The organism is Nitrosospira sp. Nsp13, assembly GCF_900101945.1.
Classification (GTDB): Bacteria; Pseudomonadota; Gammaproteobacteria; order Burkholderiales; family Nitrosomonadaceae; genus Nitrosospira; species Nitrosospira multiformis_D.
In genome coordinates, this window is sequence record NZ_FMVD01000002.1 from 41,172 (window position 1) to 61,904 (window position 20,733).

Genomic DNA, 20,733 nt, shown 5'->3' on the forward strand with positions numbered 1-20,733 from the left:
CCGTATCCGGTGACCGTTCATTCGCTCGGCACCATGATTCATACTGAACCTTTGTCGCATATGAATTGCATCTTGTTTTCTGCGAATTCGACACAACCGCCGGATTTAGGATAATGAAAGTCCTCTATCTTGAGGATAATACCCAAGACGCTGATCTTGTGCGGATCGAGTTACGGAAGCGTGCGCCGGATATCCAGCTGGAAGTCGTTTCTACGCTAACCGAGGCGCTCGCACGGCTCGAACGATTTCGTGAGATTTATGGGACTAGTCTGGAAGCAGTTGGAGTCGCGCCGGCCAACGGGGACGTTCCCGCGCGTTATGACCTGGTCTTGACTGACCTCAATCTTCCTGATGGTAGCGGCAAGACTTTGCTTGCCCAGGTTCGCGATCAGCACCTGCCGCTGCCCGTGGTAGTGCTTACCGGTTCGGACAGCGAAGAGACCCTGGTGGCGTTGCTCCGCGCGGGTGCGGATGATTACGTCATAAAACGGAGCAATTTCCTTGAGACATTGGCGCTTGTGCTCCGCGCGGCACTCGATAGATTCCAGACGGAAACCTTTCGCAGGGCTGCAACGCTAAGAGTTCTGTACGTCGAACCGAATGCTTACGATATCGATTTGACAAAACGAGAACTGGCTTCGATTGCTCCCCACCTCCACATTGAATCCCTTCAGACCGCGGAACAAGTCTTGCATCGCTTTGCAGTGTCTGTACCGAAACTTGCCATTGATGTTCTCCTGCTGGATTATCGTTTGCCTGGAGCTTCCGCCATTGATGTAATAAAGGAGCTTTGTCAGGTTCGGGGGTTTGATTTGCCAATCATTCTCGTGACCGGGCAGGGGGATGAAGAAATTGCGCGGCAGTCTCTCAAACTGGGTGCCGCTGATTATGTGGTAAAAAGTTCTGGCTATCTTCAGCGGCTACCCACAGTCATAGAGAATGTTTGGCTCCGGGCCGAGTCGAATCGCAGAGAGCGGGTTTTGCTGGAAGAAAGAACGCGCCTCGCTCTTGCCACCGGAGCGGCCGCGATAGGCATCTGGGAGTGGAATACCGCTACCGGCGAGATCATCTGGGATGACCACATGTATGAGATCTACGGTGTTCCACGGGAGTGCGCGATGACTTATGAGGTCTGGAAATCCTATGTACATCCGGATGATCTGGCAGAGCAGGAAGTGAAGCTGCGCAGGATCGTTGCGGAGAAAGGGCAGGAGCACCTGGATTTTCGCATCTTGCGCGCACACGAAACTGTGCGTTATCTCCATGTGGCCCAAACAGTGACGTGGGGTACGAGTGATAAGGAATTGAGGGTAATAGGAACCAATATCGACATCACTGAACGCAAGCAGGCGGAATTAGCCATCCGGCAACACGCAAGGCAGCAGAGCCTCATTGCGGCATTTGGGCAACAGGCGCTTGCCAGCACCGATCTTGACGAGTTGTGGAATCAGGTGGCCACAATTGCCTCTCAGGGTTTAAACCTGGATTTCTGCAAGATTCTTTTGATTACTCTGGATGGCCGTTCTTTTATTCTTAAAGCGGGTTTGGGTTGGCAAGAGGGATGGATTGGCCGTCAGATCTGCACCATCGATGAGAATACGCAGAATCGGTTTGCTCTCTTGAGCCATGAGCCTGTCATTGTGGAGGACTTTCGTACCGAGACTCGCTTCACGCCCTCTGAAATCCTCAGAACTCATGACATCCGCAGCGGGGTTGGCGTGCTTATCTCGGGAACCAATGGTCCAAGTGGAGTTTTAGGCGCTTATTCCCGTGACACCCTTCGTTTTACGCCGGCCAGCATCAGTTTTTTGCAGAGCGTTGCCAATGTTCTCGCAACCGCGATTAATCGCAAAAATGCCGAGGAGCGGTTAACCTACCTGGCCCAGTTTGATCCCCTTACGGGGTTGCCCAACCGAAGCCTGTTTCTCGATCGTCTCGGTCAGGCGATGGAACAGGCACAGCGCAGCCACGGGCGAATCGGTGTTGTATTTGCTGATCTTGACCGCTTCAAGATCGTCAACGATACGATGGGCCATAGCACCGGCGACAGGCTACTGGTTCAAGTCGCACAACGGTTGCAACAGTGCGTGCGTTCCGGCGACACGGTCGCGCGTCTGGGTGGGGACGAGTTCGCGTTCATTCTCTCCAGCCTGGCTCATGCAGAGGATGCAACCCTGGTGGCGGAAAAAGTGATTGCCGCGTTGTCACAGTCATTCGAGCTGGAAGGCCAGGAAATCTATATTTCCGCCAGCCTCGGAATTAGTATCTATCCCGGAGATGGTACGGATGCGGATGGCCTGCTCAGGAATGCTGACACCGCGATGTTCCAGGCCAAAGAACAGGGACCCGCGATTTATCAGTTTTACCTGCCACAGATGAACGAGCGCGCGGTCGCGCGCCTCAAATTGGAAACACAACTGCGCGGTGCGCTGGCACGGCGTGAATTCGTGCTTCACTATCAGCCGAAGGTGAGTCTGGTCAGTGGCAAAATTACCGGTTTTGAGGCACTGTTGCGCTGGCGGCATCCGGCGCTGGGGCTGGTGCCGCCGTTCCAGTTTATCTCGGTCCTGGAGGATACCGGATTGATCGTATCCGTTGGTGAGTGGGTAGTCCTGACAGTCTGCGAGCAGATAGGAAAATGGCAGGATCAAGGACTGATTCCGCATCCGGTCTCAGTCAATCTCTCGGCACGGCAGTTTCAGCAGCAAGATCTCGATGCGGTGATTGAAAAAACGCTCAGGATCACCGGAATCGATCCCCGCCTGCTGGAATTTGAGTTGACCGAATCGGTGTTGATGAAGGAAGCCGAGACAGCTGCCAATGCGCTGCAAAACCTGAAAGCTTTTGGTGTGCAAATTTCAATGGATGATTTCGGCACCGGCTACTCAAGTCTCGCCTACCTTAAACGTTTCCCGCTCGACGTGCTCAAGATCGACCGCACATTCATCCGGGATGTTACGACTGATCCTGACGACGCAACCATCGCGGTAGCAATGATCAAGCTTGCGCACAGCCTGGGACTGAGAGTGGTAGCCGAGGGCGTCGAAACCAGAGAGCAGCTGAATTTCCTTATACATCATGGTTGTGATGAGATGCAGGGGTATTATTTCTCACGGCCACTGCCACTCGAGAATGCTTCGCAAGTGATTATGGAAGACCGCCGGTTGCTGATGAACTAATCGGGATATTTCACCAGGCAGGCACGAAAATTATTGTAAGCGGGCATGATAACGACATCTCTCCAACAGGTTTGGCGAGGATACGCGAATCACTTCGCAAACCAATTCGTCATCGTCCCGCGATCCGGTGAAATATCCGGAACGATGAATCGGCTTCTCATTGCCTGAATAATGAGTCGGGGACTTGGTTTGCAACCGACGCTGCCGGGGTTATTTGTTTCAGCAAATTCTTATAAAGTTCTTTCCCTATTCTTCAATATTTGTTAACGTATCCGATGCCGATGCTGATTTTCCGATTCGCGGGTGAGCAGATGAATTCTTCCACTAGATAAAGACAGAATGAGAAAAATTATCTTTGCGGTTTGTGTCATGTTTGCATTTGCCGGTGGCGCGTTCGCCCAGTCGGGCGGGTTGAATCTCAGGTCACAAGCTGCGCTGATTCTGGACACGCAGCATGGACGTATTCTTTACACCAAGAATCCGGACACGGTGATGCCAATCGCTTCCATTACCAAGCTGATGACGGCAATAGTGGTACTTGATGCAAAACTACCACTTGGCGAAGAAATCATGATTGAAGCCGCCGACATCGACGTTCTCAAAAACACCCGCTCACGTTTGCGGGTAGGAGCAAGTCTCACTCGTCAGGAACTATTGCGGTTGGCGCTGATGTCTTCAGAAAATCGAGCTGCCGCTGCATTGGGACGCGCTTACCCGGGGGGAATCCGTGCATTTGTTGTGGCAATGAATGATAAGGCGTTTGAGCTCGGCATGGGCAATAGTTATTTTGTTGACTCAACGGGACTAAACCGGGCCAACGTTTCCACGGCTCGTGATCTGGCAAAACTGGTCGATGCCGCGGAGGATTACCACATCATCCGTGAATTTTCCACTACCACCGCGCACGCGGTGGAATTTGAAGACGACGATCGCAGCTTGCGGTTTACTAACTCCAACCGTCTGGTACATAGCGGAAGTTGGGATATCGGCATATCAAAAACGGGCTTTCTTAGCGAAGCTGGCCGCTGCCTGGTGATGCAGGCAAAAATAACCGGTAGGCCGGTTATTATTGTATTGCTTGATTCCGCAGGAAAGAATACCCGTATCGGCGACGCCAATCGTATCAAGAAATGGATGGAGACCGGCCTCACTCGCAAGGTTCGCGGTTGAATGGTTTTTTCTGGTGCGCCACTGCAACGATTTTCGAGTTTCGGCCTAATCTAATCTGACAACTGCATTAACGCGGGAGGCTGTCATCTGGGAATGGAGCCGTTATGCAATTACAGCTGATTACCGCACTCGTCGTTATTTTCCTGATTGTCATGTTCGCGGTCCAGAATGCCGTGTCCGTCAGCGTCGTGTTTTTTCTATGGCGTGTTGATGCTTCTCTCGCCGTGGTGATTGCGGCATGCTTTGGCCTGGGTGCGCTCATTGGTGCATTGGTGACAGTGCCGACCATGCTGCGTGAGCGAATTTCGATAAGCCGTCTGCGTAAACAGGTCGACATGCTACGCACCGAGAATGATGATTTGCGCGCCACAAAGAAAGATACCCCTCCCGCACCATATGGATTCTAGAATGGAGCAGATTTCACGTACCGCAACCCGCCTCGCCATCCTCTCGCGTTCTAATAATTATCCGGGCTAAAGCAACTGAAAAGCAAGAATGGCAACAAATGTTGGGGGAAGCGCGGCCGCCAGCAAACCTAACGGATGAATCGCCCCATCCTTGAAGGAGCCTTTAAGGATGGAAAAGCCCGCTGGATTGGGTGCATTGGCAATGACCGTCAGGCCGCCACCTGTGACGGCCCCGGCGACGAGCGCGTAACGGAACTCCGCACTCGTCCCCTCCAGCAGAGAACCGAGATAAGTAAGCGCTGCGTTATCGGTGAACGCCGTAAGAAGGGTGGCGCCGAAATAGAGTGTGGTATTGTCCATGTCCGCCAATAGGGGTTGCAGCCACCATTTCTGGTATCCCCCCAACACAACCAGACCAGCCAGAAAAAAACCAACCATCAACCCTTCACGCAGGATCAGTGGATCCTGGTAGCGTTCATAGGCATGGGTAAACCCGATGAAGAAGAGCAACAGTCCCATGAAGACAACCGGGTGATGCGCAAATACCACGACTCCAATCAGAAAGACCAGATGTACAAGCACCACCAGTAAGGGGACTTCAACGTGCGGCGCATTCCCTTCATTCTTTATTTTCGATAATTCGCGTTGAAATAGAAGAGTGGCCGCCAGGGCATTCACCAGCACGGCAAGCGCGGCCTTCCAGCCGAATGTGGTCAACATAAAAGTACTGTCCCATCCCCACTTGCCGGCCACCATGAGTACAGGCGGCGCGGCGAACGATGTCATGGTTCCGCCGATCGAGATGTTGACGAACAGAACGCCGAGGGTGGCGTATTTGAGCCGCGTCGAGATTTCCCTGGAGTAATAACGCTGAAGCAGAATCAAACCGGCCAGTGTCATGGCTGCCGGCTCGGTGATCAATGACCCCAGCAAGGGGACAAATGATAGCGTGACGAAATAAAATGCTTTCCCATCGGACCAGGGAATTCGCTGCGCGATCGTTCTTACGCATAACATGGCGAATTGCAGGATAGGGCGGCTGCCCGCAACTACCATGATTGCGAACACGAACATCGGTTCAGTAAAACTCTGGCCATTGAGATAGGTGGTTGCGGCATCTTTACCTTCAATGATCAGCATCACAATGACCAGAATCATTGCCCAGAAGCCGAAAACTACCTCCACCTCGCCCAGATAATGCCAAATACCTGCGTGGGCCGGGCGAGTGTGCGCCAGCCGCTCGAAGAACCGGGTCGAAAAAGTGTGAACCAGCGCAATGCCAAACAGGATCGCGCCAACAATCTCAATAGAAGTAGGATTCATTCACTGCCTGATGGGCAGTGTTGCGGGGGGAGCATGCTCATGGACGGGCGGGATATGCAGGGAATCTACAGGCCATATGCTCGAAAGGATCTTTGCTACTTGAATCTGACCGGAAGGTTTGCTGGACAAGTTAGGTCAACGCTATATATTGGGTTTGCATTCTCTATCGCGTTACCGCTGACACGGAATTGATAAATAAAGTCACCGCAACAGATTCATTTCATCGCATCGAGATTGGCTTGCGCATCCGCATTGCCCTGCGCGGCGGCTTTTTCAAACCACTCCTTGGCTTTGGCGGCATCTCTTGGTACACCTTCACCGGAGTAATACATCACCCCCAGATTATTTTGCGCATCGACATTTCCCTGATCAGCAGCTTTTTGAAATAATTCTATGGCCTTGGCGGCGTCTTTTGATACCCCCTCACCATTGGCATACATCAAGCCGAGATTGAATTGCGCGTCGGCATACCCCTGCGCAGCAGATCGGTGAAACCACGCCGCGGCTGTCTCGGGATCGTTGCTTAAAATCCTGCCCGATGAGTCCTTGGATATGGCTTCGCCGGTGTAGTACATCACACCGAGACCATTTTGCGCTTTTGGATCTCCAGCATCCGCATCTTTTCTTAATTTCAGAAATTTTTCTTCCGGCGTTGGCTCATTTGGGGATGACGGCATTATCTTGTCCATTAGCGCAGACTTTTCTTCCGGTGTTAACTCTTTCTCCAATATTGACGGAATTTCCTTTTCGGACGTAAACTCATCCGCAAGTTTAGCCGGCGCTTCTGTCTTGGGCGTCTCTACTGGCGCTTTTTCGCCACAACCCGCAAGTGTCAGCGAGAGAGCGGCTAGCAATGAAACAGCCAGAATATTCCTCGAGTATTTTCCTGTAGTCTTGGATTCGCTACGTAGAGAACTTTCCCCTTGAAAGAGAATCAGGTTGCTCAAGATGTTTTTATGGGTCATAGCGTTCAGCTAAAAAAATGTGTGAGAAATGAGCGGTATCTGCCGGATTCCAATACTTGCCGCGTTCGGGAACGGGCGAACGCACACTAAAATTATGGAGCCCTATAGGCTGTAGTACATATCAAATTCTACCGGATGAGTGGTCATGCGAAAGCGCGTGACTTCCTCCATCTTGAGCTCGATGTAGGCATCGATCATATCATTTGAAAACACGCCGCCGCGGGTGAGGAAATTGCGATCCTTGTCCAGGTTGTCCAGCGCTTCATCCAGCGAAACGCAGGGATTCGGAATGCTCGCCGCTTCTTCGGGAGGAAGATCATAAAGATTCTTGTCCATGGGGTCACCCGGATGCGTCTTGTTCTGGATGCCGTCCAGTCCCGCCATCATTAACGCAGTGAAGGCCAAATAGGGATTGGCGGTGGGATCGGGAAAACGCACTTCGATGCGCCTTCCTTTGGGACTGTTGGCATAAGGGATCCGCACCGCGGCGGATCGGTTGCTTACCGAGTAGGCAAGATTGATCGGCGCTTCAAAACCCGGAACCAGGCGCTTGTAGGAATTGGTGCCTGGATTGGTAATGGCATTCAAGGCCTTGGCATGTTTGATAATGCCGCCGATGTAAAATAGCGCCATTTCGGAAAGTCCGGCATAGCCATTTCCCGAAAACAGATTTTGTCCGGCCTTCCAGATTGATTGATGCACATGCATGCCGGAACCGTTGTCTCCGACAATGGGTTTTGGCATGAAGGTTGCCGTTTTGCCGTAAGAGTGGGCCACGTTGTGCACCACATATTTGAATACCTGGGTCCAGTCAGCACGCTTTACCAGGCTGCTGTACTTGGTGCCGATTTCGCACTGCCCGGCAGTTGCGACTTCGTGGTGGTGGACTTCAACCTCCACCCCCATCTCTTCCAGCGCCAGACACATGGCAGAACGAATGTCGTGCAAAGAGTCGATCGGAGGAACGGGGAAATATCCACCTTTTACGGCCGGCCGGTGCCCTGTATTGCCTCCTTCGTATTTTTCCGCGGAATTCCACGCCGCTTCCTCGGATTCTATTTTTACTGAACAACCGGACATGTCCGCATGCCAGGTGACAGAGTCAAAAATGAAGAATTCGGGTTCGGGGCCGAAGTATGCGGTATCGCCGATGCCGGTCGATTTGAGATAGGCTTCGCCACGTTTTGCCAACGAACGCGGATCACGGTCATAACCCTTGCCATCCGAAGGTTCGACCACGTCACAGGTGATGAGCAATGTAGCCTCATCCATGAACGGATCCATATGAGCGGTCTCGGGATCGGGCACCAGCAACATGTCGGAAGCCTGAATACCCTTCCAGCCGGCAATGGAAGAGCCATCGAACGCATGGCCGTCCTCAAGCTTATCCGCATCAAATGCGTGAGCTGGAAGCGTCACATGCTGCTCTTTACCGCGGGTATCGGTAAAACGCAGATCAACGAACTTGATTTCGTTTTCCTGAATCATTTTAAGAACATCAACTACCGCCATATTTTTCTCCAGACCGGAATTCAGTTATTCGATAAAGATACGTCACAAGGCGCACAAAATGGGAATTATATCAGTACGAACGTCGTCATTACTTCAAACGAATCAAACATTGTGCCAAAGGGTGCGATCAAATTATTAAAATGGGGCCGTATAGCGGGTGGGGGACGCCATACTGAATGACGGGCTTGCATCGAAGTGCCTTAGGTTACACGTGCTTCAAAAAGGAATAACATTGCATCTTTCAATCATTGCTATCTGAAGTTCATATGGAAACCATCACTGCAATACTCGAAAGGGCGCAACAACGTGCCAGAGAAATGAATTTGCCCTATGAAGGCGCATTACTCCCTGCTGAAGCACTGACGTTGCTGCAGGAAGCCCCCGGTGCCACGTTGGTGGACGTCCGCTCCCGGGCTGAATGGGATTGGGTGGGACGAATTCCAGGTGCGGTTGAAATCGAATGGCAGTCCTACCCCGGCATGCGTGCCAACCCGGACTTTCTCAACTATCTCTCAAGCCAGGTAGATAAGGAATCCATGGTGATGTTCATCTGCCGCAGTGGCGGCCGCTCGCATCAAGCTGCCGCTATTGCCACCGACTCGGGTTACGCAAATTGTTACAACATTCTAGAAGGCTTTGAAGGCGACAAGGACGCGACCGGTCACCGTGGCACCAGAGGTGGGTGGAAAGCCGCAGGACTGCCGTGGGTACAGGGTTGAGTCAGAAATTGGGAATCAAGAAACCGGTAAATTGTTTCTATCCTGATATAAATCTACGCTGCCGACCATTTGACCAACCCGGAATAAGCGGTAGCCAGCACAATGATCCCGAATCCAATTCGGTACCACGCAAATACGGTGAAGTCATGATGGCTGATAAAACGCAACAAGCCCCGTACTGCCAATAGCGCGCTGATGAACGAAGCCACAAATCCCACTATGAATACGCCAATATCGTCGAAATGCAGTATGTCGCGATGTTTGTAGACATCGTAGAAAGTGGCCGCAAACATGATGGGTATCGCCAGAAAAAAAGAGAACTCGGTCGCCGCCTTGCGTGACAAGCCAAAAAAGAGGCCGCCAATAATGGTTGCGCCCGAGCGTGAAGTACCGGGTATCAGCGCGAGGCACTGCATCAATCCAACCTTCAGCGCATGTTTCCAGTCCATGTCCTCAACCCGGTCGACATCGACTACATGCTTTCTGCGCTCAGCCCAAAGAATCAGAATTCCCCCGATGATAAACGCCATTGCCACCGGAACCGGATGAAACAGATATTGCTTGATCGTTTTGATGAACAGGAGACCGAGAATGGCAGCGGGCAGAAACGCGATGAAAAGATTCAACACAAAGCGGTTCGCGTCCTCGCTTGAGCCAATATTCCTCACTACACCACCAATCTTGACGCGATACTCCCAGCATACCGCCAATATTGCGCCTAGTTGAATCACAATTGCGAATACTTTGCCTTTCTCGTCATTGAAGTCGAGCAAGTCACTTACCAGGATTAGATGGCCGGTCGAGGAAATCGGGAGGAATTCGGTCAAGCCCTCGACAATGCCGAGGATTAAGGCCTTGATGAGCAGAAGCCAATCCATGCGGCGATTATCCGGAGAAAAGCATTTGACCCCGGATAGGCATGCATGAGCACAAGTGAGTCAGGGTGTTACTGGACAATGGGAGTATCCGATAGAGAATGGTTGTCGCGATTCGATCGGGTGATTATATTTTCGGTATTATCGCACCGAACTCCCGCTTCAGGCTAAAGAAGACCTCAAAATATTGAAGTTCCAGTCTCCGGGCAGGCAGTTTCAGGAATTGTTGATCTGTTGTAATTTGGCTTCCCAAAACCATTTCCCTGCACATTAAACCTAAATCCGGCCAACTCCCGGACTTAGGTTAAATTTAGGTTAAATACATGTGCTATGGCAAATTATATCTTGCTATAAATCTCCGCCCCCTTCGTCACGAACTCGATGGCTTTCTCTTCCATGCCCTTTTCGAGAGCCTGATTTTCGCTGACTCCCTGACTGGCGGCGTAATCCCGCACATCCTGGGTTATTTTCATCGAGCAGAAATGGGGCCCGCACATCGAGCAGAAATGCGCGAGTTTGGCGCCTTCCTGCGGTAAGGTTTCGTCGTGGAACTGCTTGGCCTTGTCGGGATCGAGGCCGAGGTTGAACTGGTCGTTCCAGCGGAATTCGAAGCGTGCCTTGGACAGTGCATTATCGCGTATTTGCGCACCCGGGTGCCCTTTTGCCAGGTCTGCCGCGTGAGCGGCAATTTTGTAGGTGATGATGCCGTCCTTTACGTCGTCCTTATCCGGCAGACCAAGGTGCTCCTTGGGCGTGACGTAACATAGCATCGCCGTGCCATACCAACCGATCATGGCGGCGCCGATTGCGGATGTGATGTGATCATAGCCCGGCGCGATGTCGGTAGTGAGCGGGCCCAACGTATAGAAAGGCGCCTCCGCGCAATATTCCAGTTGCAAATCCATGTTTTCCTTGATGAGATGCATGGGTACGTGGCCAGGGCCCTCGATCATTACCTGCACGTCATGTTTCCACGCCACCTGGGTCAGTTCGCCAAGGGTTTTCAGTTCCGCAAACTGGGCTTCATCATTGGCGTCGTAGATAGAGCCTGGACGCAGACCATCACCGAGAGAGAAACTGACGTCATAAGCCTTCATGATTTCGCAGATTTCCTCGAAGCGGGTATACAGAAAACTTTCCTGGTGATGCGCGAGACACCACTTAGCCATGATCGAGCCGCCGCGTGAAACAATGCCGGTCAAGCGCTTTGCCGTCATGGGAACATAGGCAAGCCGCACACCCGCATGGATGGTGAAGTAGTCCACGCCCTGTTCCGCCTGTTCGATCAAGGTATCGCGAAAAATTTCCCAAGTAAGATCTTCCGCCTTGCCATTCACTTTTTCCAATGCCTGATAAATCGGTACCGTGCCAATGGGGACTGGACTGTTACGGATGATCCATTCACGGGTTTCGTGGATATTCTTTCCAGTCGAAAGATCCATAACCGTGTCACCGCCCCAACGGATGGCCCAAGTCATTTTCTCGACTTCCTCCTGGATGCTTGAACCCAGCGCGGAGTTGCCGATATTCGCATTAATCTTCACCAGAAAATTGCGCCCGATAATCATCGGTTCAGATTCGGGATGATTAATGTTGACAGGGATGATGGCGCGGCCCCGGGCCACCTCGTCACGTACGAATTCCGGTGTGATATGCTGTGGCAGGAGCGCGCCAAAATCGTGCCCCGGATGCTGGCGTGTAAGCAATTCCCGGCGCTGGGCACCCAGATGTTCGCAACGCTGATTTTCCCGTATGGCGACGTATTCCATTTCCGGCGTGATAATGCCGCGACGGGCATAGTGCATTTGTGTTACGTTCGCTCCTGTCCGTCCGCAACGTGGCTGGCGCTTAAGATCGAAGCGCATTTCCGCCAACTGGGGATCGGTCAGACGCTGCCTGCCATAGGCGGAAGCGGGGCCGGAGAGAACTTCCGTGTCGTTCCGTGCGTCTATCCACTTCTCGCGTAACGGCGGCAAGCCGGAACGGATATCTATTTTTGCCGCGGGGTCGGTGTAGGGGCCGGAAGTATCATAGACATAAATCGGGGGATTCTCCTCCGTGCCCATATTGGCGGGCGTATCGGATTGGCTGATTTCCCGCATCGGTACCTGAATATCCGGGCGGGACCCTTGCACATAAACTTTGCGGGACTGGGGCAAAGGCTTGACCGCCCCTTCATCAACATGGGCGGTCTTGCTTGAAAACGGAGAGGGGAATTGGGCTGGATTTAAAACTGTTGCATTCATAGTACGCTCCTTTAAGTCTTTAGGTGCCATAAACGAGCGGGACGGCTAATCCCAGCTTCCCTACGGCGGCATTACCCGTATCAGGTGTTAAGGGACTATCTCACCGGTTTACCGGATGATTCCGGAAACGGACCCCTAGCTGCTGCTGTGAAGCTAATGGAAATGTGGAATAATTGCAAGTCTGTGATGACAATTTATATAGGGCTGGACATGGATCTCGAACAAATCCGGTTTAATATGGTGGAACAGCAAATTCGCCCCTGGGATGTGCTGGATCAGGAAGTTCTCAAATTATTGTTTGAGTTGCGACGCGAGGAGTTTGTCCCCCGGGCATACCGCTCCCTTGCGTTTGTCGATATGGAAATCCCGCTGGGATACGGTGAAGTGATGCTTGCTCCCAAGTTTGAGGCGCGCATTTTGCAGGAACTCCAAATTAAAGAGACTGACAGGATTCTGGAGGTCGGTAGCGGTAGCGGCTACCTTTCTGCCTTACTGGCAAAGAAAGGTGAATATGTCTATAGCGTGGAAATCGTGCCGGAACTGAAAGCCATGGCGGAGAAAAATCTTCAGGCTCATGAGATCGGCAATGTGACGGTGGAATTAGGCGATGCAGCCTGTGGCTGGCCCGGGCATGGGCCTTATGACGTTATCGTGCTGACCGGCTCCACGCCGGTTTTACCGGAGGCGTTTCAGCAAAGCCTCAAAACCGGCGGGCGCTTGTTCGCGGTGGTGGGTGATGCGCCGGTGATGCAGGCACTGCTCGTCACTTGTGTAGCACAGGGAGAGAAAACAGGCTCATACAATACAGTGGGTCTGTTCGAGACCTGTATTGCTCCGCTAAAAAATGCAAAGCAGCCGGCGAGATTCACATTTTGATCTTCCAGATCAACTTCGCGAATTGCGTGCCCGCTTGACGGACTTATTAGCTGGGCTCAATCGGGGGATGTTCTTCTTCTCCCGGCAGAATAAGACAATCTGGATCAAAGTGAAGATTTCGCAATATATTTACGCGTTATTAATTGCTGGCGCGGCTTTTCATACCCCGCTTCATGCGAGTGACCTCATGGAAATTTATCGTGAGGCGTTGGAACAGGACGCGCAGTATAGCGCCGCACGTGCCGCGCATCAGGCGGCCCAGGAGAAATTGCCGCAGGGCCGGGCCGGGCTACTGCCTACCATCACCCTTGGGGCTGTGCGTCGGAGACAGTATATCGATGTAGGTACCACGACGGGGGTTGGAGGCATCCAGAACAATCCAGCCCCAGTTACCATTGATCCTTCCAGCGTAACGCTTACGGCAACTCAGCCGCTTTATAGGAAGGAAAATTTCGTAATCTATGAACAATCCAAGATTCAGGTTGCGCAAGCGGATTCCCAGTTCATTATTGCAGCCCAGGAGCTGATCCTGCGTGTGGCGCAGGCTTATTTTGACATTCTATTGGCGCTGATAAATCTGGAAGTGGCGGAAGCCCAGAAGAAAGCCATCGGAGAGCAGCTTGCACAGGCCAAGCGTAACTTTCAGGTGGGAACAGTTACCATTGTCGACACCCACGAAGCCCAGGCGCGGTTTGATTTATCTCTCTCGCAGGAGATTGTCGCCCGGAACGATCTGGAAGTTCGAAAACGCGCATTGCAACAAATTATTGGCCGTTTGCCGGACAACCTGGTGCGTCCAAACGAGAATTCTGCCAATTCTGCCGATCTGTTCAACCTGAAGTATGCAAACATGCAGGATTGGATCAGCGTGGCGGAACAGAATAATCTTGCCATGAAAGTTCAGCAGTCAGTGTATGAAATCGCAAAACAGGAAGTGGAACGAGCCAAGGCAGGACACTATCCGACCGTTGATCTAGTCGCGCTATACAGTGATCAGAAAGGTGTCGGGGGGGCAGTCACCGGCCGGCCAATAGATCTGACAACAAAAGAAATCGGGATTCAGTTGAACTTTCCGATATTCCAGGGTTTTGCAGTGCAATCGCGCGTACGCGAAGCGCTGGCCACTCAGGAAAAGGTATTCCAGGATCTAAACAATACCCGACGCAACAGTGTGCTTCAAGTAAGTCAGCAGTATCTTAATGTTACCAACGGCATTGCGCAGATGAAAGCATTGCGACAGGCGGTAACATCCAGTCAAAGCCAAGTGGATTCCACCAAACTCGGGCAGGAAGTAGGTGTGAGAACCGAAGTGGATGTATTGAATGCGCAGCAATTGCACTATTCCGCGCGACGTGATCTCGCTCAGGCGCGTTACAATTTTCTCATGTCCAGGCTAAGGTTGGAGGCGGAAGCGGGCGAACTGGATGAGGAAGACTTGAGGCAGATAAATGATATCTTGGTAAGTAAAAGTACTGTCGGTGTCTCCTCTTCCAATGGGCGAGATCCAAGTTCAGTGTCTCATGTTCAATAACACTAAATCCGGTAGTTGACCGCTCGTTTAATAGGTTAGTATTATGATCAATAGCAATATCTATATATTGGATGAAGCCAGAGCAAACGCGGCATAATAAGGCAAGCAATTCGAAAAATCCCATCCTCAATGGTGAAGGCTGCAATAAAACGGGAGGTTCGCTCACCACGTTGCCAGCCATTGTGAATGGCGCCACGACCCTTGTGGCGAGTTATTTAGTCACTCTGATTTTGCCTGCAACACGCTCATGGAGGATTTATTCAGAGGTTCTCAAGCCCTACCATGAACGATCCAGCCATCTCTGATCCCTGCTGGAGTCAGCCGCCTATCCTTGCCAGCGGCGAGCGGTTGGCGGGTGTGCGCGACACGCGTCCAAAAGATGCTGACAAAGGTGTTCTGGATGCAAAGACGTTTGACGCAACTGAAATCAATCAATTATTTGATTCTTGCAATCATGCCGTTACGCATGCCGGACAATCGGTACTTTACCGGTCGCTGGCGCGTCCAGCGACCGACCCTGCGCTAGCTCGAAAAAAGCAGGAAGCGTTGCGTGAGCTTGAGTCAAATTCCAGTCTGCGAGAAGCGCTTCATCATTTCTTGAAAGCAGCGGCACCGGAAGAACGCTCGTTGTATCAATTACTTTACGGTACCTTTACCGGTGGTTTCACTATCGATAATTCCAGAAGCGGGAAAGATGAAATGGAATTTAGCGGTTATGGTTACCACCAGTTTGTTGATGGTACCGGCTTTGTTGTCGATCTGGTCGAGGCGATGGACACGCTGCCACAGCCGCAAAGTCCATATCTGCGAGACTTGTTTACGGTCATTCGCGACTTCGGGACCTCTCGTATTTACTCCCTGATGCGGGGACCCGTTTATCCTGTAGAAGGAAAGTTCAAGACGCGGGAGGAGAAACCGCGTTTTTTACCCGTTCCGCGCTTCACACCATCGATTATCAAGCCGCTTCCAATACTGTTAACATTGGCGGTGCTTGGCGTAGCGCTTTATTTCTTCCAGAGTATGCTCGCCAGTTTCGGAATTGCTTATCTGGGATATGGGATACTCGTGCTGGCTGTGCCGGTTCTGCCCGTCCTCCTGCTCGCAATCGCGGCATCCGATCGCGATTCCGTCATCTATCCATTGCGCAAGCTGTTCAAGCAGAGCCCGGAATTGGCGCGCGCACTGGATGCGTTGGGTATGATTGACGAAATCGTATCGTTTCATCGCTACTCGCTTGCCTTTGGCGGAAAGATGGTGCTGCCAGAGATAGTCGAATGCGAGCGGCATTCCCTCAGCGTTACGGAAGCGAGAAATCCGCTACTTGCCGGCACGAATCCGGACTACGTGCCGAACGATATACTGCTTGATGATAAAGGACGGTTGCTGGTTATCACGGGACCTAACAGCGGTGGCAAGACGGCCTATTGTAAAACCGTGGTCCAGATTCAGTTATTGGGCCAGATCGGTTGTTACATCCCCGCAGCTACCGCACAGCTGGTACTCGCGGAGCATATTTTTTACCAGGTGCCGGATCCGGGCCGATTGGATGAAGGGATGGGCCGCTTCGGCCATGAATTGAAGCGTACACGCGAGATATTCTTCAACTCCACTGCGCGCAGTCTCGTTGTACTGGATGAGCTGTCGGAAGGAACAACGTTCGAGGAGAAGATGGAGCTTTCCGAATATGTCCTTGCAGGCTTTCACAAGCTTGGAGCAAGCACATTACTTGTTACTCATAATCACGAGCTGTGCGAGCGCTTGCAGAACAAGGGAATTGGGCGTTACCTGCAGGGTGAATTCTTGTCTCAAGGCCCGACTTATCGTTTGGTTCCAGGTGTGTCCCGGGTCAGCCATGCTGATCGTGTGGCTGCCGCCTTAGGTTTCAGCAAAGAAGATGTGGAGAAGCACCTTGCAACACGCCACGCTGACGGATGAACGTGCTTATTCTGATGCCGGATCGTGGATATCGTCGAGTCTCCCGGTTTAACGGTTTTTGTTTGATATACGCCCTCTTTTGCCGGTTATAGGGTCGAATTGAGTATGTGCGGCATGTGGCATCCAGGCAATCGCGGCTTATAGGCTCTTGGGTCAATTCGAGAGCTGAAGAAAGGTTGAGCATGATGAAATCATTGGTTACGGGCGCAAACGGCTTTGTTGGTTCGGCGGTCGCGCGCTGTTTACTGGACGCCGGCCACGAAGTGCGGTGCCTGGTCAGGCCGGGAAGTGATCGGAGAAATCTTCATAAGTTACCTGTTGAAATTTCCGAAGGTGATTTACGTTCCGCTCCCTCATTGAAGCGCGCGGTTACTGGTTGCGATAGTTTGTTTCATGTTGCCGCGGATTACCGCCTATGGGTGCCGAATCCCGAAACCATGTATGACATCAATGTCAAAGGGACCGAGGCGCTGATACTCGCAGCAGCGGAGGCTGGAATCAAACGCATGATATACACCAGCAGCGTGGCAACGCTGGGAACGCATCAGGATGGGACCTCCGCCACCGAAGACACGCCTTCCAGTCTCGGGTCGATGACCGGGCACTATAAGCGGTCTAAGTTCATGGCGGAACAGATTGTTCAGCGGATTACCGATGAGCATAAGCTACCGCTGGTTATCGTCAATCCGTCCACGCCGATAGGGCCGCGCGACATCAAACCCACGCCGACAGGACGTATCGTGGTTGACACCTTACGTGGCCGGATGCCGGCGTACGTAAATACCGGTTTGAATGTCGCCCATGCCGACGACATCGCATATGGTCATCTGCTGGCTCATACGCATGGAAAATCGGGGGAGCGCTATATCCTGGGCGGTGAAAACATGACTTTACTGCAAATACTACAGGCAATCGATGAGATTAGAGGCAAGCGGACAAAGCGATTCAATATTCCCGTCCAGATGATTTTACCCGCTGCCTGGCTAATGGAAAAAATGGCAATGGTGACGAATGTTGAGCCGCGTGCGACGGTGGATAGTTTGCGCATGGCAAAGAAAATGATGTTTTACTCCAGCGAAAAAGCTGTACGGGTGCTGGGTTATCGTTATCGCCCCGCAGTGGAGGCGCTTGAAGATGCGATGACCTGGTTTCAGGATAATGGTTATTGCGACAGGCATTGATGATCGCCAAAATATTTCCGCTATAGAGCAGGATGCTTGGGAAACGTCAAAAACAGGGTCGATTTGGTAAAAATCCTGGATTATCGAAAAAGTATGTCAACATGCAGGCGGAGCAGGTTCAGGCATGTTGTCTTCAGTCTTCTTGCCGCAATTGCGGGAACAGGATGACGTCTCGAATACTAGGGCTATCGGTGAACAGCATTACCAGGCGGTCTATGCCGATACCTTCGCCCGCGGTAGGGGGCAGGCCATATTCCAGCGCGCGGATGTAATCGGCGTCGTAATGCATTGCTTCGGCATCGCCTGCTTCCTTGGCCCTGGCTTGTTCCTGGAAGCGTGCTGCCTGATCCTCGGAATCATTCAATTCGGAAAAGCCGTTTGCGATTTCGCGTCCAGCGATATAGAGCTCGAACCGGTCAGTTATCTCGGGATTGACATCATTGCGCCGTGCAAGCGGTGAGACTTCCGCCGGGTAATCAACGATAAAAGTTGGCTCGAATAGTAAATGCTCGGTGGTTTCGTCAAATAACGATAGCTGCAGGCCACCGATACCATCCCCTGTTTTGTGAGTAATGCCAAGCGCCCGCAACTTGCTGACCAGGAATGCGCGATCACCGAGTTGTGCATCGGTATATTCCGGGTGAAATTTCCGGATTGCCTGGGTAATGGTAAGGCGTGCGAACGGTTGTGCCAGATCGATTTCCCGTCCCTGATACGTTATATTAGTGGCGCCCAAAACTTTTGCCGCTATTTCCCGCAGCATGGTTTCCGTGAAGTCCATCAGATAGGTGTAATCCCGATAAGCTTCATAAAATTCAAGCATGGTGAATTCGGGATTGTGCCGGGTAGAGATGCCCTCGTTACGAAAATTGCGATTGATCTCAAATACTTTTTCCATTCCACCGACCACCAGACGCTTCAAATATAGCTCCGGCGCGATGCGGAGATACAATTGCATGTCCAGCGTATTGTGGTAAGTGACAAAAGGTCGTGCCGTCGCGCCACCGGGGATAGGATGCATCATCGGTGTTTCCACTTCCAGATAACCATCCGCAGTAAAAAATTCGCGGATGGACTGGATGATTCTGGATCGCGTGATAAAGACCTTGCGGGTATTTTCGTTAGTAATCAGATCGAGATAACGCTGGCGGTATTTCTGTTCCTGGTCGGTCAGACCGTGAAATTTTTCCGGTAAAGGACGCAAGGACTTGGTCAGCAAGCGCAGAGTTGTGACGCGCATCGAAAGCTCGCCAGTCCGGGTTTTGAAGAGCGTGCCTTGAGCACCCAGTATATCGCCGAGGTCATAATGCTTGAAAGCTTCGTGTACCTCCACGCCGGTAATATCATTAGTGATGTAAAGCTGGATGCGCCCGCTCATATCCTGGATAGTGGCGAAGCTTGCTTTGCCCATCACCCGCTTCAATACCATGCGTCCCGCAATGGTCACGAGCCTGGGTGTTGCTTCCAGCGTTTCGTTATCGTGCTCGCCATATTGCCGATAGAGGTCGGATGAGAAATCTTCGCGGCGAAAATCATTGGGAAAGGCGTTACCTGCTTCACGCAGCAAAGTCAGCTTGGTGCGGCGCTCCTCAACGAGTTTCGTCTCCGTCTCTACTCTGCCGAGTGATTCATCCACGCCTTTCTCTGAAATACCGTCCGTCGCCATCACGCCTCCTATACGCCTTGCTTTAAACTTGCTTCGATGAAATCGTCCAGTCCGCCGTCGAGCACCGCCTGGGTATTGCCGGTTTCGATGCTGGTGCGCAAGTCTTTGATGCGTGACTGGTCCAGTACGTAGGAGCGGATCTGGTGTCCCCAGCCGATATCGGTTTTGCTGTCTTCTATCGCTTGCTTTTCGTCATTGCGTTTACGCAATTCCGCTTCGTACAGCCGCGATTTCAGCATGGCCATCGCGTCTGCGCGATTGCGGTGCTGGGAACGGCCGCTCTGGCATTGCACCACGATACCCGTGGGATTGTGGGTGATGCGAATGGCAGAGTCCGTTTTATTGATGTGCTGACCTCCCGCGCCGGATGCGCGAAAAGTGTCGACGCGCAAGTCCGCCGGGTTGATTTCTATTTCGATGGTTTCATCCACCTCGGGATAGACAAACACGCTGGCAAAGGAGGTATGCCGGCGATTGCCGGAATCGAACGGGGATTTCCGCACCAACCGGTGCACGCCGGTCTCGGTGCGAAGATAGCCATAAGCATAATCACCTGATATTTTGATACTTGCGCTCTTGATGCCCGCAACTTCACCGGGCGATTCTTCCATCACTTCCACGCTGTATCCGCGGCGTTCACAAAAGCGCAGATACATGCGTTCCAGCATCGCTGCCCAGTCCTGTGCTTCAGTGCCGCCTGAACCGGCCTGGATGTCCACGAAGCAATTATTAGGGTCCATCGGATTGGAAAACATGCGGCGGAATTCCATTTCCGCCACGATCTTTTCCAGTTGCACGATATCGCTGTCGATGCTCCGCAGCGTGGCATCGTCATCTTCCTCCCTTGCCATCTGGAACAAGTCTCGCGCATCGTGCAGTTGTCGCCCGACTGTTTCCAGGGTGATGACAACGTCTTCCAGCATTTTTTTTTCGCGGCCCAATTCCTGGGCACGTTTATTATCATCCCAGATGGCGGGATCTTCCGTCAGCCGGGTAAGTTCGTTCAGACGTGTCTGCTTGGTATCGAAGTCAAAGATACCTCCGTAATTCTATCGCCCGGTTATCGAGATCGGCGAGTTGATAGGAGAGGGCGTTAAGTTGTTCCGCTTCCATAGGAGAGAGCCGTTTCCAAAAGGACCAATTATACA

General features: G+C 52.1%; 15 protein-coding genes and 1 riboswitch. Of the genes, 8 read left to right on the plus strand and 7 right to left on the minus strand.

The features are described from left to right. Positions 1 to 113 precede the first annotated feature (113 nt). From BLO43_RS03740 to BLO43_RS03750, 3 genes are all read left to right on the plus strand, one after another. Positions 114 to 3,179: an EAL domain-containing protein gene (locus BLO43_RS03740; RefSeq protein WP_175443849.1), complete on the plus strand. Its 3,066-nt coding sequence runs from the start codon at positions 114 to 116 to the stop codon at positions 3,177 to 3,179. Positions 3,180 to 3,518: 339 nt separating this feature from the next. Further along, positions 3,519 to 4,349 carry a D-alanyl-D-alanine endopeptidase gene (gene pbpG, locus BLO43_RS03745; protein ID WP_090905906.1) on the plus strand — a complete coding sequence of 277 codons (831 nt, stop codon included), beginning with the start codon at positions 3,519 to 3,521 and terminating at the stop codon, positions 4,347 to 4,349. A 104-nt stretch (positions 4,350 to 4,453) separates the two neighbouring features. Continuing rightward, a complete protein-coding gene (locus BLO43_RS03750) occupies positions 4,454 to 4,756 on the plus strand; it encodes a LapA family protein (RefSeq protein WP_090905907.1) in 303 nt (100 codons plus the stop codon). A 66-nt stretch (positions 4,757 to 4,822) separates the two neighbouring features. Here the strand turns inward: BLO43_RS03750 and BLO43_RS03755 are convergent, their stop codons facing one another. The 3 genes from BLO43_RS03755 to glnA form a co-directional block, all read right to left on the minus strand. After that, complete coding sequence (locus tag BLO43_RS03755; RefSeq protein ID WP_090905908.1) at positions 4,823 to 6,079, minus strand: putative Na+/H+ antiporter; 1,257 nt, start codon at positions 6,077 to 6,079, stop codon at positions 4,823 to 4,825. A 215-nt stretch (positions 6,080 to 6,294) separates the two neighbouring features. Beyond that, positions 6,295 to 7,044 carry a tetratricopeptide repeat protein gene (locus BLO43_RS03760; RefSeq protein WP_254773315.1) on the minus strand — a complete coding sequence of 250 codons (750 nt, stop codon included), beginning with the start codon at positions 7,042 to 7,044 and terminating at the stop codon, positions 6,295 to 6,297. A 102-nt stretch (positions 7,045 to 7,146) separates the two neighbouring features. Further along, a complete protein-coding gene (gene glnA / locus BLO43_RS03765) occupies positions 7,147 to 8,556 on the minus strand; it encodes a type I glutamate--ammonia ligase (protein WP_090905909.1) in 1,410 nt (469 codons plus the stop codon). A gap of 266 nt (positions 8,557 to 8,822) precedes the next feature. Between glnA and BLO43_RS03770 the strand changes: the two genes are divergently transcribed. Continuing rightward, complete coding sequence (locus tag BLO43_RS03770) at positions 8,823 to 9,275, plus strand: rhodanese-like domain-containing protein (RefSeq protein ID WP_090905910.1); 453 nt, start codon at positions 8,823 to 8,825, stop codon at positions 9,273 to 9,275. 53 nt (positions 9,276 to 9,328) lie between these two features. Here the strand turns inward: BLO43_RS03770 and BLO43_RS03775 are convergent, their stop codons facing one another. After that, complete coding sequence (locus BLO43_RS03775) at positions 9,329 to 10,153, minus strand: undecaprenyl-diphosphate phosphatase (RefSeq protein WP_090905911.1); 825 nt, start codon at positions 10,151 to 10,153, stop codon at positions 9,329 to 9,331. 335 nt (positions 10,154 to 10,488) lie between these two features. Further along, positions 10,489 to 12,396, minus strand: coding sequence for a phosphomethylpyrimidine synthase ThiC (gene thiC / locus BLO43_RS03780; protein ID WP_090905912.1), 1,908 nt, complete (start codon positions 12,394 to 12,396; stop codon positions 10,489 to 10,491). A gap of 40 nt (positions 12,397 to 12,436) precedes the next feature. After that, positions 12,437 to 12,543: riboswitch (TPP riboswitch) on the minus strand. Between the two features lie 63 nt (positions 12,544 to 12,606). Between thiC and BLO43_RS03785 the strand changes: the two genes are divergently transcribed. The 4 genes from BLO43_RS03785 (at position 12,607) to hpnA (ending at position 17,919) form a co-directional block, all read left to right on the plus strand. Next, positions 12,607 to 13,272, plus strand: coding sequence for a protein-L-isoaspartate O-methyltransferase family protein (locus BLO43_RS03785; protein ID WP_090906081.1), 666 nt, complete (start codon positions 12,607 to 12,609; stop codon positions 13,270 to 13,272). Between the two features lie 109 nt (positions 13,273 to 13,381). Beyond that, on the plus strand, positions 13,382 to 14,803 hold the full coding sequence (locus tag BLO43_RS03790) for a TolC family outer membrane protein (RefSeq protein ID WP_175443850.1): 1,422 nt from the start codon (positions 13,382 to 13,384) through the stop codon (positions 14,801 to 14,803). Positions 14,804 to 15,085: 282 nt separating this feature from the next. After that, a complete protein-coding gene (locus BLO43_RS03795; protein ID WP_175443851.1) occupies positions 15,086 to 16,738 on the plus strand; it encodes a MutS-related protein in 1,653 nt (550 codons plus the stop codon). A gap of 182 nt (positions 16,739 to 16,920) precedes the next feature. After that, the gene (gene hpnA / locus BLO43_RS03800; RefSeq protein WP_254773316.1) at positions 16,921 to 17,919 is read left to right on the plus strand and encodes a hopanoid-associated sugar epimerase; all 999 of its coding nucleotides are present in this window, start codon (positions 16,921 to 16,923) and stop codon (positions 17,917 to 17,919) included. Between the two features lie 133 nt (positions 17,920 to 18,052). Here hpnA and lysS read toward each other — a convergent pair whose 3' ends face one another. Together lysS and prfB are read right to left on the minus strand one after the other, a co-directional pair. Beyond that, positions 18,053 to 19,585, minus strand: coding sequence for a lysine--tRNA ligase (gene lysS, locus BLO43_RS03805; RefSeq protein WP_090905915.1), 1,533 nt, complete (start codon positions 19,583 to 19,585; stop codon positions 18,053 to 18,055). An 8-nt stretch (positions 19,586 to 19,593) separates the two neighbouring features. Beyond that, positions 19,594 to 20,698, minus strand: a protein-coding gene (gene prfB / locus BLO43_RS03810; RefSeq protein ID WP_139149235.1) for a peptide chain release factor 2 whose coding sequence is annotated in 2 segments (ribosomal slippage) — positions 19,594 to 20,616 and positions 20,618 to 20,698 — 1,104 coding nt in all. Because the reading frame shifts where the segments join, the coding sequence is not laid out codon by codon here. Between the last annotated feature and the right edge of the window lie 35 nt (positions 20,699 to 20,733).

Coding starts and splice junctions, on each gene's coding strand:
- BLO43_RS03740 (WP_175443849.1), top strand. CDS start 114: ATGAAAGTCCTCTATCTTGAGGATAATACCCAAGACGCTGATCTTGTG.
- pbpG (WP_090905906.1), top strand. CDS start 3,519: ATGAGAAAAATTATCTTTGCGGTTTGTGTCATGTTTGCATTTGCCGGT.
- BLO43_RS03750 (WP_090905907.1), top strand. CDS start 4,454: ATGCAATTACAGCTGATTACCGCACTCGTCGTTATTTTCCTGATTGTC.
- BLO43_RS03755 (WP_090905908.1), bottom strand. CDS start 6,079: ATGAATCCTACTTCTATTGAGATTGTTGGCGCGATCCTGTTTGGCATT.
- BLO43_RS03760 (WP_254773315.1), bottom strand. CDS start 7,044: ATGACCCATAAAAACATCTTGAGCAACCTGATTCTCTTTCAAGGGGAA.
- glnA (WP_090905909.1), bottom strand. CDS start 8,556: ATGGCGGTAGTTGATGTTCTTAAAATGATTCAGGAAAACGAAATCAAG.
- BLO43_RS03770 (WP_090905910.1), top strand. CDS start 8,823: ATGGAAACCATCACTGCAATACTCGAAAGGGCGCAACAACGTGCCAGA.
- BLO43_RS03775 (WP_090905911.1), bottom strand. CDS start 10,153: ATGGATTGGCTTCTGCTCATCAAGGCCTTAATCCTCGGCATTGTCGAG.
- thiC (WP_090905912.1), bottom strand. CDS start 12,396: ATGAATGCAACAGTTTTAAATCCAGCCCAATTCCCCTCTCCGTTTTCA.
- BLO43_RS03785 (WP_090906081.1), top strand. CDS start 12,607: ATGGATCTCGAACAAATCCGGTTTAATATGGTGGAACAGCAAATTCGC.
- BLO43_RS03795 (WP_175443851.1), top strand. CDS start 15,086: ATGAACGATCCAGCCATCTCTGATCCCTGCTGGAGTCAGCCGCCTATC.
- hpnA (WP_254773316.1), top strand. CDS start 16,921: ATGATGAAATCATTGGTTACGGGCGCAAACGGCTTTGTTGGTTCGGCG.
- lysS (WP_090905915.1), bottom strand. CDS start 19,585: ATGGCGACGGACGGTATTTCAGAGAAAGGCGTGGATGAATCACTCGGC.